A 16,652-nucleotide genomic window follows, 5' to 3' on the forward strand; every position below is an offset into this window, starting at 1 on the left:
TTCTCTATTTTCCGATTTCCTGAGCCCGATCCACGTAATTTCGGACAATCACTTTCCGGCCGCAGATTTCGGTCGGTTCGTCATCCGTCAGGCGAGGCAGGTAGCATCGGCGGCATACTTCGCTTTTCAAGAAGCCCTGCGGTTCCTTGTGCAAGGCGCGGACTGCATTCATTTTTTCGCCGTGCCAAATCTGGTGTACCGTCTCCGTCGTCGCGTCACCAATGACTTCGCGATTTTCCTCGTCGTTCGAGCACTTCATCACAAGCCCGTCGGCGCCGATAACGAGGCGCTGATATTGCTGTGGGCAGGTGAAGTTATCCAGATATTGGACGTCGGAATCGTTTCCGAGATAGTCGATCAGCGGATTGAAGGCGACAAGATCCACGTGAGGCGCAAAGGTTTCATAGTAGAGATCCGGATTTTCCCTGATCGCCGGCCAGATGCCCTGCACCTTGATAACAGGACGGTGGAGCCCGCGCTCGTCTTTGTACTTCTTGATGTCCTTGATCTTGTCGAGTAGGGCCTCGAACTTGATCGGCTTGCGGATTTTCTCGTAGGTCTCACCGGTGCCATCGATCGAAACGGTGATCCAGTCGATCCCGGCATCGACGAGCTGAGCGAAATAGTCTCTGTTGAGCTTGAAGCCATGCGTGAGGGTCGAGACTTCCTTGATCCCATGGTCCTTGGCATAGCGCACACAGTCGGCGAAGCGCTTGTGCAGCGTGGCTTCGCCACGCAGCGACAGGCGGATCGCGGGAACCTTGCCGCCGATCTCATCGATGATGCGGCAGTAGAGATCCCAGTCCATCCGCGTCGTGTTCACACTTTTCTTGAACTCGTCGCTGATCGTATAGCACATCGGGCAGCGCAGATTGCAGATCGATGCCAGCTCGAGATCGACCAGCAGCGGATAGTCCGAAACCTGCTGGTTCAGGGCATATTCTGACCATTTGCGACGGTAATCCGCGTATTCTGCTTCCCACCCTTCGCCTCGGAACTTGTCGAACGCGGCTTCGCGCTCGACCGTGTCCATCGAGTAGTTGCCCTTATTGATCGGAACGTAACGTTCGTTCAATTTACGACTCCTTCATCATCGCGCGCATCCCGGCCGGCAGATCCCATTCCGGCCACCATCCGAGAACGGTGCGAGCCCGCGTGATATCGGCCCGCACGTCAGGTATTTCATTCCGCCGAACTGTGCAAGATGACACTACAGGTAGATCGGTGCCGGCAGCTTCTTGCAAGATGTCGATTATTTCCTGCACCGAATACGACATTCCTGAGCCGATATTGATGCAATGGTAGCCTTCCACGACGTCCATGGCCTTGGCAAAGGCGCTCAGGACATCTTCAACGAAGATATAGTCACGCCGGGGACTGAGATCCAGGACCTGTATTTCCTGCTTCGTCCGTATCCGGTTCAGAAGCGTCGGTATCAGGAATTCGGGGCGCTGCCCTGAGCCGTAAATATTGAAAAGACGCAATACCACCACCGGTATCTGCTCGTGCGTGGCGGCGAACTCACAAAGCTGTTCGGCAAGATGTTTGGAAAGAGCGTAAGGGTTGTTCGGCCTGACCGGATCGCTTTCGTGGATCGGCAGCCGCTCGGGCACTCCGTAAACATAGGCGCTTGCGAACACGAGTTTGGCCTTGTGTCGCTTGCACCAGTTCAAAGCGTGTTGCGTTCCGAGGACGTTGGCGGCCGTGAAACTCGGTCCTTGTGTCCAGCTATCCGGAACGAATGTCCTGCCGGCAAGGTGAAACAGCGTGCGCGCCGCGGGAAGCTCCTGCCAAACCTTTTCTTCGCTTATATCACCATGCGTTCGGTCAAGCGCGAGCACGTCAAAACCAGCCTGCTCAAGCCGTCTGACCAGACGCCTCCCGAGAAAACCGCCAGCACCGGTGACGATGGCATCAACCATTCAAGAACCTGGACCGCATGGATTCAAACTGCTCGATCGCCAAGGCATAATCGTCAGGCCGTCCGATATCGAGCCAATAGCCTGCAAAATCTCGAACCGTGGCCGGCTTTCCGGCCGCAAGAAGATCAAGCATCAACTGATCGAAGCCGTAGGCACCACCTTGTGGTATGTGCGCCACGGCCCTCGAAGACACCATGTAGACACCCATGCTGACTTTGTATTCAGCCGTCGGTTTCTCTCGAAAACCGGTCAGCAGCCCGGCCTCGCCGGTGTCAAGAACGCCATAATCTATGCGATGCTGACGCGTCTTGGACGAGATCGTGAATATATTCCCGTCGCGGACGTGCGCATCATGAAAATCGGCATAGTTCAGATCTGTCAGGATGTCGCCGTTCATCACCAGGAAATTCTCCGGCAGATCCTTTATCAGTCGCAGCGGCCCCATGGTGCCAAGAGGCTCGTCCTCGAGCGAATAGTCGATGCGTACGCCCCACTTGTCGCCATCCTGGAAAAAAGCCTTGATCAGCTCGGCCTGATGGTTGACGGCAAGCGTTATATGCTGAAATCCACCGGATATCAGCTGACGAATGATCACCTCAAGAATAGGATAGTCGCCGATCGGCATCAGAGGCTTCGGAAGCACGACTGTATAGGGCCGCAACCGCGTTCCCATTCCGCCCGCCAGAATGACTGCGCGCCTAGACATTGAAGATATCCGCCTTGTATCTCGCCAGATTCTGCGGCTGACGCAGCCAGTCGATCGTCGCTTTCAGACCATCTTCCAAGCTATAACGCGACGAGAATCCTGTCAGAGACTTGATCAGGCTGTTGTCGCAGCACAGACGCTCCACTTCGCTATTTGCCGGACGCAAACGCTGTTCGTCGCATTCGATCTCCACGCTGACGCCGATGATGTCGGCGATCAACTGGACGGTATCGCCGATCGATATCTCGCTGCCCGAGCCGATATTGACCGTCTGTCCGATGGCTTCGTCGCAAGCCGCGAGTGCCAGAAAGCCGTCGCATGTATCCTGCACGAAATTGAAATCCCGGGTGGGCGAGAGCGCACCAAGCTTCAGCGTCGTTCGCCCACTCAGAAGCTGCGAAATCACGGTCGGAATAACCGCCCTTGCAGATTGTCGCGGGCCGAAAGTGTTGAAAGGCCGTGCGATCGTCACCGGTAGGTCAAAACTCGAATGATAACTGTAGGCCATCGCGTCAGCACCGATTTTTGACGCCGAATAGGGCGACTGTGCCTGCAGCGGATGACTTTCGCTGATTGGGACAAAGCGAGCCGTTCCGTAGACCTCGCTGGTCGAGGTCTGGATGACACGGCCAACGCCGGCATCGAGAGCGCCCTGAAGCACATTCAACGTGCCATTAATGTTAGTGTCCACATAGCTGGACGGCGCCTGATAGGAATAGGGAATAGCGATGAGCGCGGCCAGATGAAATATCGTGTCAACGCCTTTAGCGACGGCACGCATTTGCGCCGGGTCGCGAACGTCTCCAAGAATGACCTCGAACTTGCCGCGGTATTCAGACTGGTCCAGCCAACCCCAACTGGAAAACGAGTTGTATTGGCAAAGGGCGCGAACTTCCACGCCTGCCTTGACCAAGGTTTCAACGAGGTGAGAGCCGATGAAGCCGTCCGCACCGGTCACAAGTACTTTCTTCATTTCAATAGGCCCTCAGAATCGCGGCGGTAGAGCATCTTCACATCCCAGGGCAGTTGGATCGCCGAAATCGATGGTTTTCGCTGCTGCCCCAGCATCTGGATGATCCCGACATTGTCTTCGACTTCGAACCGTATGCCTTCAACCACCGAATAGATCGAAAAACGGCTGGAAATGCCTGCGCGGAGATAAAAGGTTCCCGTATTCAACAGGCCGGCCGGTATGACGACTTGCGCCCGATAATAACCTGGAGGTCTGGCGTCGAGGCGGCTTACATCGAGTTCGGGATCAGAGAGGCTGATGACGGCGGAGTAGCCATCCTCCATCATGACCTGCAGTCCGACTGACAGTCCCGTCAATGGCTCCCGCAGCTCATACTCAACCTCGATGATGAAGTTCTTCGTAAGCTCAACGGTTTGAGCGATCTCGCCATCTTCATTTTTGATGGAAAGGCGACATATTACGGCCTTGCCGTCGATATCCTGGGGAGCCGCTTCAAAATGCATCTTCCCATTAAGCTCGGGTCGGTCGAAGTAAGCGCGTATGACATCTGAGGTGCTGCCAATGGCAGCCACCTGTCCGTCGGATAGCAGAATGGACCGGGGGCAAAGACTGCTCACCGCCGTCATATTATGACTGACGAACATGATTGTCCGACCCGCCTTGGTCACCTCCTGCATTCGGCCCATGCATTTGTTCTGGAAATTGACATCACCAACGGCAAGAACCTCATCGACAAGAAGTATTTCAGGGTCGAGATGTGCCGCAACGGAAAAGGCAAGCCGGACATACATGCCCGAAGAGTACCGTTTGACTGGGGTATCGATGAACTCACCGATTTCTGCGAACTCAACGATTTCATCGAATTTCCTGCGGACCTCGGCATGCGTCATTCCGAGAATGGCGCCGTTCAGGTAAACATTTTCACGCCCGGTGAGCTCGGGGTGGAACCCGGTTCCAACTTCCAGCAGGCTCGCAATCCGGCCTCGAATGCCAATGTAGCCCGAAGTCGGGCGCGTTATGCGAGACATCAGCTTCAGAAGGGTCGATTTTCCTGCACCATTGCGGCCGATGACGCCAACGATATCGCCCCGGGAAATCTCGAAAGAGACGTCGTCGAGGGCATGGAAAATATCGTTGTCAAGGCGAGCCTTGTTCTTTCGGTCGGACGCATATTCCGACATGGAGACATTCGGGTCAGGCAGGTTACGGCGCCGCGCCCACCAGCTTTGAAGGTCGCGATATAAGGTACCGTGATTGATGATTCCCAGCCGATAATGTTTGCTCACATTCTCGGCGCGTACAACGATTTCATTCATCAGACCGTATCCATAGCGGTTGCCTCGGCCCGTGCGAAAAGTATCAAACCGGCAATCATAATCACCAGGGTGGCGGTCACATTCGCCAGGCAAACGCTAAGCGGGAGCGGCGACGCGTCGAACAATGCCCAGCGAAATAGCTGAACCGGTGTCGTCATCGGATTCAGATGATAAAACCATTGATATCGTTCCGGAATTTGGCTGTAAGAGTAGACGACGGGTGTCGCATACATCCAAAGTTGAGCCACGAAACCGACGGCGTAAACCAGATCGCGATATCGGACTGTCAGCGCGGAAATCGCGAGCCCCGCGCCCACACCAAGCATCGCAACATAGAGCAAAATCAGCGGTGTCGCCAAAACGAAACGCAAGTTGATCACTATTCCATCCTGGCTAAGCCAGAGGAAAAATGAGATTGTAAGCAGAAGCATGAACTGGATGAAAAATGCGACCAAGCCGCTCATCGCGACCGCGAGTGGCACAACCAGGCGAGGGAAATACACTTTCCCGAACAAGTTCGAGTTCTTCGAAAATGTTTCTGAATTGTTGGTCAAGCAGGCCGAGAAATAGTTCCAGATGATGGTGCCGGACATATAAAAGATCAGCGGTGAAATTCCATCGGTGGAGAGGTTGGCAATCTTTCCGAAGACGATGTAGTAGGTGATCGTCGTGAGTGTCGGTTGTATGAGATACCAAACCGGCCCAAGGACGGTTTGCTTGTAGAAAGTCGTGAAATCCCTTTTAAAGAACATCCAGATAAGTTCACGATATTTCCACGCAGCCGTCAGCCCGACGCCTGTCTTGCCGGACGGCCTGATGATTATATCCCAGGATTCGCTTCCGATCTCGCTTTCCCGCTTCGTCAGGTGACCTGTCATATCAGTATGCTCAAACTCTCCGTTAGCGGTCGGCCGCGCCATATCTTCTAAAGCCTGGGGGGATGCATGGAGCAACCCATGTATCACGCGACTTTAGCGAGGACACGCCCCAAAATGTCTTTTAGACGTTGGTCGAAGTCCTCTTGCTTCCACCAGGAAGCTCTTTCAAGTCCCTTTTTGATCAAAACGGAAAATAGGGCTTCGTCTTCCCACAGGCGGCTCATCGCTCCTTGTATTTCCTCGACGGATTGGGGCGAGAAATAAAGCGCTGCGTCACCGCACTGTTCCCGCATACCATACTTGTCCGATATCAAGACGGGGCAACCACACACCATCGCTTCAAGCGGCGGGATGTTTGTCGGGCCGAAGAAAGTCGGCATGACCAATCCTCTGGCACGACGATAAAGCCCAGCCAGATCCGAATCCGGCACATAACCGACGAAGTGAACCGCTTGAGATAGCCCAAGCTCGCTTGCCATCGTTTGGACGGCCGCATATTCGCGCTTTGTGTTGCCCGCCAAGACCAGTTCCATGTCCGGATGAATCGTGCGCGCGGCTGCCAGCGCTTGTATGAGCCGCAAGTGATTCTTGTGAGGCCAGAATTGCGCCGGATAAAAGTAGAATTTTTCCGGAAGCCGGTAGTGTTCGGCGAAGGCGGGCGTCTCGACCGAATCTGTCAGATAGTTCGGAGCGATATAAGGCAGCGGATATATGTGATCTTCCGGCGTGCCGTAGCTTTCCATGACATGACGCCGCCCGGTTTCGGAATCGACGAGCACGGCAGCACTCTGGTTCGCAAGGTGACGGAACCGGCTTTCTCTCAGTTGAAAGCGCAACCAGCTTCCGGCTTCCGGGAAGCTGCGTTCGTATCTGTGCATCAAATCGTGAATGGTTGCGATCGAGGGCTCCTTGATCTGCCAGGTCAGGGCGTCTTGAGCCGGAAAGATCCACAGATCACATTGGAGAGATGCCAATTCCCGCACGAGCGGGTTCACCCATCTCGCGACGACACGCGCTACGGAGCCGGGCAGAACTATGAACAGCTTGGCAAGTGTCTCGCCCCGCTTCCAGTGCTGCAGCGGGACGGCCTTCAGCGGGCTGGCATCAAGTTCAGAGCGCCAGGCTTCGTCCCCATAGGCAACGATGACCTCCACGTCCGTGCCGTCGATTGAAGACAAGGCCTGCACGAGGCTTTGCGCGTACTGGAACATACCACCGGCATGGCGGCCTACTCCGAGATAGAAACCAATCCTCTTCCGACGCAAGGTAATTCGGTCGTCCAAATCTATCGCCAACAGTCAGCCCGCGTTCTTGCGCGCTACGACACAGACGCCCCAGGTTTCGGTCCCCGGCGTCGAACTGGACATCCACTCTTCGGCAATCACACGGCTCATCCCCGCATTCGTCAGGAGGCGGTCTATTTCGTTCAGGAAGAGGTAGCGCATGCGGTGGGTTTCGCAAACCATTTCGGTCTTGGCGCTCAGCTTCTCCGTCGCGAAGATCGTGTAATTGACATCCACGATGTTCTCGGCGTCATGAACGACCGACTCTGCAACGCGAACGACGGAAATCTCATCGTTTTCCAAGCGTTTGACGCGGGTACTCGGCCGCTGCCAAAGGACTGCTGGTCCGTACCAGAAGTCGAATATGAAAATTCCGCCATCTTCGAGATGGTGGGAGACAGTCTCCATCATCGCTTCGAGATCCGCATCAGACGTCTGATAGCTCAAAACATGAAAAAGGGAGATGACCGCCTGGAATCGCCGATCCGTCCGGAATGTGCGTGCATCGCCCAGCTTGAAATCAAGTTTGCCGCCCGACCGTGCTGCCTTCGGCATGGCCGCCGCAAGCATGGTTTCCGACAGTTCTACCCCCAGCACCCCATATCCGGCTTCTGCGATCTTATCGGCGTGAATACCGGTGCCGGAGCCTAGCTCCATAATCTGTGAGATTGGACCGGTCGCATAACGCTCCAGCAGAGCTTTCACATAAGCTGTTTCGCCCTCGTAGTCCTTGTCCTTATAGAGAAGATCGTAATACTGGGAGTACAATCCGAAACTGGTCGTCAACGGATGACCTCCGTTACGATGCCCGCGACTTCGCGAATTTGATCTTCCCTTAGCGCCATGCCGCTTGGAATATAGAAGCCGCGGCGCGCAAGCTTTGCGGCGATGGGAAGATCTGCGTCCTTGAGGAAGCCCATCTTCTGCAGAACGGGCTGCTCGTGCATCGGCCAGAAAAACGGACGGCAGCCTACGCCTTTGGCCGCCAATCGTTTCATCGCTTCGGCTGCGTCGAAATCGACCTCGTCCTTCAGAACGATGCCATAGACCCAATAGATATTCCGGGCATAGCTTGTCTCGGGCAACGGCAGTTGAATGCCGGGCAGGTCCCGAAGCAGCTCGGTATACAGTCTGCCCATCCCACGTTTGCGCTCGACGAATTCTGGAAGGCGCTCAAGCTGCGCGCAACCCAGAGCCGCCTGCATATTCGTCATACGCATATTCCAGCCCAGCTCCTCATGAACAAAGCGGCGGGCAGGCAGGAAGCAGAGATTTCGCAGGCTCCGAGATCTGTCGGCAAGGGCGTCGGAATCGGTGACGATCATGCCACCTTCGCCTGTGGTAATGTGCTTGTTGGGATAAAAGCTGAAAATGCTGACATCGCCGAAACTGCCGCAAGGCTGGCCGTTATATGTCTGGCCATGCATTTCTGCAGCGTCTTCGATGATCTTCAGGTTGTGGCGGCGGGCGATCTCGTTGATCGCGGTCATATCGCAGGGCAGGCCGTAGATATGTACCACCATGATGGCGCGCGTCTTCGGCGTAATCGCTGCTTCGATCTTCGTCGGATCGATATTCCAGGTTAGAGGATCCGAATCCACGGCAACCGGCACACAACCAGCTCTCACGATGGCTGCGGCGCAGGAAATGATCGTGAAGGACGGCATGATGACCTCAGTGCCTTCCTCCAGGCCAAGCGCCATCATACCGGCGTCGAGAGCCATCGAACCGTTCGCAACGGCGATTGCGTGCTTGCGGCCGACAGTCGCGGCAAACTCACGCTCAAAACGTGTGATGAAAGGGCCCTCGGAGGATATCCAGCCGGTCTCGATGCATTCCAGCAGATACTTAGCCTCGTTACCATTCAGCAGCGGTTCATTAACCGGAATCATTCGGCACCCTTTATCTTCAGTTCCCGCACCGACGGTACAAATCGCGTCTTGTCGGATTCCCCAGCGTAAGGCCCCTGTTTGACTTCGATGATCTCAGCTTCTTCGATAATTTCAAAACCATGTCCGCCGAAAGCAAGCAGGATGACGTCGCCTGCGCGCAGGATCGCGCTTTCGTAGTATTCCTGCGCGTCGGAATAGAAGTCCACGCGGACAACGCCCGACTTTATAAGCAGGACCTCCTTCGTATAGAGAACCTCCCGCGCAACGGCGTTGTGGACGTGGGGCTGGATGACATAGCCGGTCGGTCGCTTCATATAGGCAAGTTGCTGCGAGAATTCGTCCGGCGTGAAAAACTGGATGCCGTCGAACGTGTAGTTCGACCGCAATATCATGGCCTGCAGTTCGCCGCCGTTCACGATCTTTTCTATCATGCTTCTCTTTCCCAAATCGGCGGTTGCGTCAGGATGCTGCAAAACCGACTACTTTGCGTATGCGCCTGACCCCTGCCGAGAGTACGAGTTTGTAAAAATCATTCTTCCGCTGGAGGCGCATCTTTGCGAAAAAGCCCAACACGCGCAGTCGCATTTGTTCGTTAACTTCAACGGGGATCTTTTTCAATTTCTTTGGCGCATGCCCGAGGCTGCCGGCGTAATAATCGATGTCGCTGCAGTGGGCTCCGCTGCCATCAAACCCTGAGTTCACCACAAGACTCTGGCGGGGGTAGAGCGTCAGCATATTGTCCAGATAAGCGCTGGCATGCCACCTGATCGCCCAGGATTGATTCTTGCCTTTGACTTGATTGCGCAGCATCGCGAGGAAAAAGGCATTCCCTTCATAATCGAAAGCTCTGGCGAGGCGCCGCTCTTTCAGCGCCTTCAGCAGCTTTGCCCCGTCGGGTTCGAAATGTTTCCATGCCCGGGCCCAAGTGGCCCATCCCCAACAGTCCGCCCCACGTAAAAAATAGCTGTCAGGAGCATCGTCATTTGCGACCGGATAGGCGTAACCGTGGATGCTGGCGACGCGTTCCTCGTCTGCATAAAGATCCAGCCCATGATTCATATAGCGCAGGAAGTCAGGCGAGGTTATCAGGTCATCCTCGACGACGATGACCCGGCCATATTGTTCGCACAGACGTCCCACCCCATCGATGATGGAACCGGCAAGGCCATAGTTTCTTTCACGTTCGACGATAGTGACTGACTTGAAACCCGTTACCGTCTTTGCCTGCTCACGGACCTGGCGTACGCGCTCCGCTTCTTTTTCATTGCGCGCACCATCGCAGTAAATGAACAAGGGCGTCTGTTCCGCCAGCTCGTTCGCCCGCAATGCCGCCACGGTCCTTGCCATATGCATGGGACGATTGAAGACGAAAAGTATAACCGGTACGCATTCCATGACTATTCCCAGCATTTCCTACGCTGCACAAATTGTTCGAGCCTGCGTGCGAATAGAGCCTCGGCTTCGAGCCGCGCCGCATCGACCACCTTTAGCTGCTTACGCCCTTTTTCGATCAGATCAACTGCCACCGCGGGATCTCGGATGCGTAACATGGCGTCGGCCCACTGCGCGGCGTCATCAGCATCGGCCAACAACGCCGCGTCACCGATCTGCTCGTTAAGGTGCGCCGAATAGATCAGGGGGCGACCGAGTGCCCAAGCTTCCAACGGCGGTAGATTGGTCGGGCCAAAATAAGTCGACATCACGACGGCCAGAGCACCTTCGTAGAGTGCGCGCATATGATCGACCGGCACGAAGCCGAGGAATGTCACATTGTCAGATACGCCCAACTGTCGAGCCTGTTGTTTGATCCAGGCAACATTGCCATGATCCGCACCCGAAAAGACCACGCGTATGTCGGCACCAACGGCCAGCTTATGTTTTAAGAGTGAGACCGCTTCAAGAATGCGTATATGGTTCTTATGAGGCCAGAATTGCGCCGGATAGAAATAATAGCCATCGCTCAGCCCGTAATTTCCGAGCACCGCTGTGCGGTCGATCGAATGCGCTTCACTTAAGAACGGAGAGGGTTCGAACGGCATCGCAATCATGCGCTCTTCGTCAATTCCGTAGCGAGTGACAATCCTTTTCAGTAGCTGATGTGAGGCCACGATGACGGCGACGGCACGTGGCAGACACGTCCAAAAGTGCCGCTCTCGTTCTTCGAATTTGCCATCGGAGCTAACTTCCGGAAATTCGAGATCGTCCCGATGACAGGCATCAAGGATGGTCGTGACGTAGTTGAGCTTGCGGAAATAGTTCGGAGTTGAGGAATGTGTAACGAAATACGCCAGATCCATGTCTGCCTTCAGCAGCGCATTTTCGATCTTCCTTGCCATCCACGCTTTGCCAATTTCTTTGTGGATTAAGCGGCGCAACACGGCGAGTGCAATTCGAGATGGCCTTCCGGCGGCAGGCAGGTATTCTGCGGGAACTCCAAGCCGCTTGAGATGCTGCAGATTGGCCTTGATCGTCGTGAAAGCCACGACCTCGTGCTGTTTTCCGATGATACGCTGGAGTTGTACGATCGCATTGATTGCTTGATTGAATCCGCCACCGACCTGAATCGGGTTTTCCAGCAAGATACCAATTTTCATGCTTTGACTAACCTCAGCGTCCGCGCCAGCAGACGGCTACTTCACATTTCGATCAGGCCGGAGAACCGCGTCGTTTTTCACAAAAAATCTGACACAGCGGATCTCGCTCCTCAATTTCTCGTCCCCTTTGTAAAAGGGTCACAGTCAGCGGATGCTGTCACGAATTGATCGTCACGGAGATCCGCAAAAGGGCGCTCTCACCAATTGGCGCGAGGGGTCATCCGCGTCATCCATTCATTTGCACCTAATTAATTCCTGGTATTTGCCTTAGCATATCCTGCGATCACGACAACACCCACAACGGCCCGGTCACAAGCAAAGTTGGACCTGTTTGGAGGGTGTCGTTGCAATCTTGAGACAATGATCGACAATTTCTTCTATGGTGCTTGAAGGGCCATCAAAACCTGGAGCGGGAAAGTAAACTGAAGGGCAAAATGACCTCTTGCCCGGTGAGGACAGTCAAGGAAGAACCGCCCGATCGTATTTACCCCTTAGACATCTGACAAATGGAAAGCTCTGGTCTCATCGTGCCAGCCTCGCGTCAACCGAAGAGATCGACGATGCTCATTTCGCCGGCCTGGCCGCAGTTACATGGGGGTTGCACTCGTTCGGCCGTTTCCATAAACACGACCCGAAGATTGTATCGAAAGACGATGAAAATGACAAAAACCGCGCTTATTACTGGGGTAACTGGTCAGGATGGTGCCTATTTGGCCGAATTGCTTCTGAGCAAGGGCTATACGGTGCACGGTATCAAGCGGCGATCCTCGTCTTTTAATACCGGCCGCATCGAACATATCTATCAGGATCCGCATGAGGCACATCCTCGCTTCATTCTCCACTATGGCGATATGATCGACTCGACCAACCTGCTGCGGATCGTGCAGCAGACGCAGCCCGATGAAATCTACAATCTTGCCGCACAAAGCCATGTGGGTGTGAGCTTCGAAACACCTGAATATACGGCGGATGCCGATGGCGTCGGGACGCTGAGGTTGCTCGAAGCGATCCGTATCCTGGGGCTCGGGGAAAAGACCCGGTTCTACCAGGCATCGACCTCGGAACTCTACGGTCTTGTGCAGGAAGTGCCGCAGAACGAGAAGACGCCCTTTTACCCGCGTTCTCCCTATGCCGCAGCCAAGCTCTATGCCTACTGGATCGTTGTGAATTATCGCGAGGCCTACGGCATGCATGCGTCGAACGGCATTCTTTTCAATCACGAAAGCCCGCTTCGCGGCGAAACCTTCGTCACGCGCAAGATCACGATGGCCGTTGCTGCCATCCATCTGGGGCGGCAGGATAAGCTTTTCCTCGGCAATCTCGACGCCAAGCGTGACTGGGGCCACGCGCGTGAATATGTCGAGGGCATGTGGCGCATGCTGCAGCAGGACAAGCCGGATGACTACGTCTTGGCGACCGGTGAGACGACGAGTGTCCGCCAGTTTGTGGAGTGGGCTTTTGCCGACGTGGGCATTGCTTTGGAATGGAAGGGGTCCGGCGTCGACGAAAAGGGTTATGACTCCGCGTCCGGTGCCTGCCTTGTAGAAATCGACCCGCGGTATTTCCGCCCGACGGAAGTCGATCTTCTGCTTGGCGACCCGACCAAGGCACGTCAGAAACTCGGCTGGCACCACAAGACCCCGGTTCGCGAACTTGCCGCCGAAATGGTGCGGGAGGATGTCAAGCACTTGAAGGCTCAAAACAGCCGGAAAGAGATCTGAGTGTACGACCTGTCCAACAAGAAAATCTGGGTCGCCGGTCATCGCGGCATGGTCGGCAGCGCGCTTGTGCGCCGGCTTCACTCAGAAAATTGCACTGTCATCACGGCAACGCGACAGGAGCTTGATCTCAAACGGCAGGACGAGGTCGAGAAATTCGTCCAGACGAACAGACCGGATGCGATCATCCTCGCTGCTGCAAAGGTTGGCGGTATTCTTGCGAACGATACCTTCCCGGCCGATTTCCTCTACGATAACCTGATTATTGAGGCCAATATCTTCGAAGCCGCGCATCGTAACGGCGTCGACAGGCTTCTGTTTCTGGGCTCAAGCTGCATTTATCCTAAATTCGCGCCGCAGCCGATTTCTGAAGATGCGCTTCTGACCGGACCGCTTGAGCCGACCAACGAGTGGTATGCTGTCGCCAAGATTGCCGGGATCAAGCTGGCCGACGCCTACCGCAAGCAGCACGGACGCGATTATATTTCTGCCATGCCCACCAACCTCTATGGTCCGGGCGATAATTTCGATCTGCAATCCAGTCACGTTCTGCCGGCGCTAATTCACAAAGCGCACGTCGCAAAGGTGACGGGGGCATCCGAAATTGCCATCTGGGGAACCGGAAAGCCACGACGGGAATTTCTCCACGTTGACGATTGCGCGGATGCGCTGGTTTTCCTGTTGAAGAACTATTCGGACGCGCAGCACGTCAATGTCGGTTCGGGAGAGGACATTGAAATCATCGAGCTCGCGCGGTTGGTTTGCCGTGTTGTCGGTTACGAAGGAAAAATTGCCCACGACCTCTCCAAGCCTGACGGGACGCCGCGTAAGCTCATGAGCACCGACAAGCTGAAGAACATGGGCTGGATGCCACGCATCTCGCTGGAGGAAGGTATCCGCGCAGTGTATGATTGGTTTCTGCAGTTCGAAGGCAACGCCGTGGCGCGACAATAGCTGTCGGGCATCCAGAACTCCAAAGGGCGGCGATTGGCGTGACGTGTGAGCCGTCGGTTCTAGGCGACGTGGCTGCTACCCTTGATCGAGACGATGGGGTATGCCGAAAGTCCGGACTTGAACACCAAGTTCACCGTCGTTCCCGGCGTCTGGCGCTTAATCTGATGGAGAAGCGGAAGACGTTCGACCAGCGTTCGGCTGAGAACTTGCCGTTCGTTCGGATTGCCTGGCGTGCGGCGGTACCAGGAAATCGAGGAGACCATCGCCCCTTAGGTCGGCGGTTCTCTTTTCCAGAATGTCACCAATCAGGGTCGTCAGAAATTCTGCTGTCAGATGGTTCCAGTCTGTGATGAACGGAACACCCCTGCTGCTCGTGAGGCATTTCTCCTTGTCGTAATCGCAGTGAAGCTTGACGATATCGACGTAGGTGAACGCTAGATCGGATGGGAAAAATGGCAGTTGCTCTAAAGGCTGGTTGGCCGGCGGATAGGTCGCTTCCCGCAGGCATATAGAGGCATCGGATTTTCTCTGAAACATGAGCCCTAGGCACGAGTGTAATTCGTCGAGCTGGAAATAATTTCCGAAAACGAAAATTCGCGCGTCATCCGAGTGGCTTTTCATCCAGGAAAGAAGCTCAAACCTGAAGGGGTTGACGGTGTATTCAAAAGGCCGAAGGCTCGTGAGGAAGATCGCTTTCGTTCGGCTGAGCAATGACTTGTCGTTGATAAATTTTTCAAAGGGAATGCAGTATTTATCGAAAATGCTGGCGCGAGAGGGGGCCTTAACAATATCGTTCTTGATCTCCACCATGCAGTTTAAGTAGCTGATTGCGACGACTTGATATCGGTCGGAATCGATGTAATTTTTCAGCGCGATCGACCAGTTTCTGGCGTGCGAGTCCCCAATTATGAAGATAATGGGCTTCCCAGCTTGAATGTTGTTGTTCAAGCTTAGAAAAGTGCTTTCGAGCCGTGCTTCGTTCGTCTGCGCGAGAGGTGGATAAATTTGATCCAACCTGTGAGGAAAACCGGCCATAGAGATTGCTGACACAACTGCAGCCGTGATGGTTGCAGCTGATGAGCCCAGGTAGATCCAGAGAGCGCGGCTTCTCCTGGAGTGGCGAAGGGGCTTTTCGATAACGACAAAGCTCACGACCGCGACCAAGACCGTCGCTGCGATGGCGAGGAGCTTATCGCCATTGTTGAAATTCAAGCTTGTCAGCCGCAAGAAGGCGAAGACCGGGTAGTGCCACAAATATAGAGAGTAGGATACTATTCCGGTGAGCGCCGCAGGTGGAGAAGCCAACAGGCGCCCGACTGCGTGCTGCTGACTGGCGAATGCGAGCAACAGACAGGTCCCGATGACCGGGATCACAGTGAACAGACCGGGATGAGCTGTGTCCTTTCTGAACAAGATCAGTGAACCAAGAACGAGGACAAGCCCGGCCGCGGCGAGTAACGGCCGAGGGCGAGTTCGTCCGCGCCTCACATCGTGATAGGCGAGAAGTGTTCCGGCCAGCAGTTCCCAGGCCCGGGTGAGTGGCGAGTAGAAGGCCTGTTGTTGATCATACCGTACCGTCACCAGACACAATACAAAGCTGAGGGATGCCACAAGCAACACGTATGGCAGAAACCTTGACTTCAGGTATCGGCGCACGATCAGCAATAAGAGCGGAAACCCGATATAAAACTGCTCTTCGACGCTCAACGACCAGGTGTGAAGAAAAGGCTTGAGAAGGGTGTTGGGCTCCCCGTACTGGGCGGCCGTAAAATAGAAATAGATATTCGATCCAAATAGGAGCGACGAACCTATGGAATTCGCGAAATCCAAGAGTTCCGATGGTAATAAAAGGTAATAGGCGAAGGGCATTGTCGCGAAAATGACTGCGAACAACGCAGGAAGAATTCTTCGCGCACGCCGAGCGTAGAATTTAAGGAAATCAATACGCCCTGTTTCGTCGATTTCTGTCAGCAGAATTTGGGAAATCAGAAAGCCGCTGATCACAAAAAATACATCGACGCCAATGTATCCTCCCTGAAGTAACGTGTGGCCAGCAATCGTGAACTCGGCGTGATAAAGGATAACCGCAATCACCGATATGGCCCTTAAGCCATCGATCTCTGGTCTGTAAGCCTTCAATGCTTGCGCCTGCCTTCGATATCGAGAGCGTAACTTTGTCGCGCGCAAGAATGGCGCTTTTGGGCTGCCTAACACAGAGATCTTGGAGGGAGAACAGTATGACCTGATAAAAGATTTGTGGGCGGGGCCGATTTCAATCTTTATTTTCTGCGCTGTTGTAAATCAGCATTCCGGAACCCTCATTAGTTTTCCCAGTCGCTGACCAATTTTTTCTATGGGCCGTTCCAGAAGCGAGAAGACGTCAGGCCGACGCCAATAGCGCCTACCATCGCTGCCC

General features: G+C 54.6%; 15 protein-coding genes. 2 read left to right on the forward strand and 13 right to left on the reverse strand.

Going from position 1 to position 16,652, the window contains the following annotated elements; all coding sequences use genetic code 11:
- Positions 1-4: 4 nt before the first annotated feature.
- From AC25BC_RS02295 to AC25BC_RS02350, 12 genes are all read right to left on the reverse strand, one after another.
- The gene (locus AC25BC_RS02295) at positions 5-1,075 is read right to left on the reverse strand and encodes a radical SAM/SPASM domain-containing protein (RefSeq protein ID WP_003545680.1); all 1,071 of its coding nucleotides are present in this window, start codon (positions 1,073-1,075) and stop codon (positions 5-7) included.
- Between the two features lies 1 nt (position 1,076).
- Positions 1,077-1,922, reverse strand: coding sequence for an NAD-dependent epimerase/dehydratase family protein (locus AC25BC_RS02300; protein ID WP_128440005.1), 846 nt, complete (start codon positions 1,920-1,922; stop codon positions 1,077-1,079).
- Positions 1,915-2,628, reverse strand: a complete 714-nt coding sequence (locus AC25BC_RS02305) for a nucleotidyltransferase family protein (RefSeq protein ID WP_128440006.1) — start codon at positions 2,626-2,628, stop codon at positions 1,915-1,917. Before AC25BC_RS02305 ends, AC25BC_RS02300 begins: the two co-directional genes overlap by 8 nt.
- Entirely contained in the window at positions 2,621-3,601 is a 981-nt protein-coding gene (locus AC25BC_RS02310; protein WP_128440007.1) for an NAD-dependent 4,6-dehydratase LegB, read from the reverse strand. Before AC25BC_RS02310 ends, AC25BC_RS02305 begins: the two co-directional genes overlap by 8 nt.
- The gene (locus AC25BC_RS02315) at positions 3,598-4,917 is read right to left on the reverse strand and encodes an ABC transporter ATP-binding protein (RefSeq protein WP_128440008.1); all 1,320 of its coding nucleotides are present in this window, start codon (positions 4,915-4,917) and stop codon (positions 3,598-3,600) included. Before AC25BC_RS02315 ends, AC25BC_RS02310 begins: the two co-directional genes overlap by 4 nt.
- Complete coding sequence (locus AC25BC_RS02320; protein WP_128440051.1) at positions 4,917-5,795, reverse strand: ABC transporter permease; 879 nt, start codon at positions 5,793-5,795, stop codon at positions 4,917-4,919. The genes AC25BC_RS02315 and AC25BC_RS02320 overlap by 1 nt, the downstream gene beginning before the upstream one ends.
- An 83-nt stretch (positions 5,796-5,878) precedes the next feature.
- Complete coding sequence (locus AC25BC_RS02325; protein ID WP_245459900.1) at positions 5,879-7,078, reverse strand: glycosyltransferase family 4 protein; 1,200 nt, start codon at positions 7,076-7,078, stop codon at positions 5,879-5,881.
- Positions 7,079-7,093: 15 nt separating this feature from the next.
- On the reverse strand, positions 7,094-7,864 hold the full coding sequence (locus AC25BC_RS02330) for a class I SAM-dependent DNA methyltransferase (RefSeq protein ID WP_128440009.1): 771 nt from the start codon (positions 7,862-7,864) through the stop codon (positions 7,094-7,096).
- Complete coding sequence (locus tag AC25BC_RS02335; protein WP_128440010.1) at positions 7,861-8,970, reverse strand: DegT/DnrJ/EryC1/StrS family aminotransferase; 1,110 nt, start codon at positions 8,968-8,970, stop codon at positions 7,861-7,863. Before AC25BC_RS02335 ends, AC25BC_RS02330 begins: the two co-directional genes overlap by 4 nt.
- Positions 8,967-9,401, reverse strand: coding sequence for a hypothetical protein (locus tag AC25BC_RS02340; protein WP_128440011.1), 435 nt, complete (start codon positions 9,399-9,401; stop codon positions 8,967-8,969). Before AC25BC_RS02340 ends, AC25BC_RS02335 begins: the two co-directional genes overlap by 4 nt.
- Positions 9,402-9,429: 28 nt before the next feature.
- The gene (locus AC25BC_RS02345) at positions 9,430-10,365 is read right to left on the reverse strand and encodes a glycosyltransferase family protein (protein ID WP_128440012.1); all 936 of its coding nucleotides are present in this window, start codon (positions 10,363-10,365) and stop codon (positions 9,430-9,432) included.
- Positions 10,366-10,367: 2 nt separating this feature from the next.
- The gene (locus AC25BC_RS02350) at positions 10,368-11,564 is read right to left on the reverse strand and encodes a glycosyltransferase (protein ID WP_128440013.1); all 1,197 of its coding nucleotides are present in this window, start codon (positions 11,562-11,564) and stop codon (positions 10,368-10,370) included.
- A 659-nt stretch (positions 11,565-12,223) separates the two neighbouring features.
- On the opposite strand from AC25BC_RS02350, the gene gmd reads away from it, so the two are divergent.
- Positions 12,224-13,285, forward strand: a complete 1,062-nt coding sequence (gmd, locus tag AC25BC_RS02355; RefSeq protein WP_113547272.1) for a GDP-mannose 4,6-dehydratase — start codon at positions 12,224-12,226, stop codon at positions 13,283-13,285.
- Positions 13,286-14,236, forward strand: coding sequence for a GDP-L-fucose synthase (gene fcl, locus AC25BC_RS02360; protein ID WP_113547239.1), 951 nt, complete (start codon positions 13,286-13,288; stop codon positions 14,234-14,236).
- Between the two features lie 156 nt (positions 14,237-14,392).
- Here fcl and AC25BC_RS02365 read toward each other — a convergent pair whose 3' ends face one another.
- Positions 14,393-16,375 (reverse strand): acyltransferase family protein, encoded by a 1,983-nt coding sequence (locus AC25BC_RS02365; protein WP_128440014.1) that lies wholly within the window; start codon positions 16,373-16,375, stop codon positions 14,393-14,395.
- Positions 16,376-16,652 lie beyond the last annotated feature (277 nt).

It is taken from the genome of Rhizobium sp. WSM409 (genome assembly GCF_057653825.1).

What these genes read in the sequence shown, in the direction of transcription:
- AC25BC_RS02340 (WP_128440011.1), bottom strand. Translation starts at nt 9,401, where the DNA reads ATGATAGAAAAGATCGTGAACGGCGGCGAACTGCAGGCCATGATATTG.
- AC25BC_RS02350 (WP_128440013.1), bottom strand. Translation starts at nt 11,564, where the DNA reads ATGAAAATTGGTATCTTGCTGGAAAACCCGATTCAGGTCGGTGGCGGA.
- AC25BC_RS02335 (WP_128440010.1), bottom strand. Translation starts at nt 8,970, where the DNA reads ATGATTCCGGTTAATGAACCGCTGCTGAATGGTAACGAGGCTAAGTAT.
- AC25BC_RS02300 (WP_128440005.1), bottom strand. Translation starts at nt 1,922, where the DNA reads ATGGTTGATGCCATCGTCACCGGTGCTGGCGGTTTTCTCGGGAGGCGT.
- AC25BC_RS02310 (WP_128440007.1), bottom strand. Translation starts at nt 3,601, where the DNA reads ATGAAGAAAGTACTTGTGACCGGTGCGGACGGCTTCATCGGCTCTCAC.
- gmd (WP_113547272.1), top strand. Translation starts at nt 12,224, where the DNA reads ATGACAAAAACCGCGCTTATTACTGGGGTAACTGGTCAGGATGGTGCC.
- AC25BC_RS02315 (WP_128440008.1), bottom strand. Translation starts at nt 4,917, where the DNA reads ATGAATGAAATCGTTGTACGCGCCGAGAATGTGAGCAAACATTATCGG.
- AC25BC_RS02320 (WP_128440051.1), bottom strand. Translation starts at nt 5,795, where the DNA reads ATGACAGGTCACCTGACGAAGCGGGAAAGCGAGATCGGAAGCGAATCC.
- AC25BC_RS02305 (WP_128440006.1), bottom strand. Translation starts at nt 2,628, where the DNA reads ATGTCTAGGCGCGCAGTCATTCTGGCGGGCGGAATGGGAACGCGGTTG.
- AC25BC_RS02345 (WP_128440012.1), bottom strand. Translation starts at nt 10,365, where the DNA reads ATGGAATGCGTACCGGTTATACTTTTCGTCTTCAATCGTCCCATGCAT.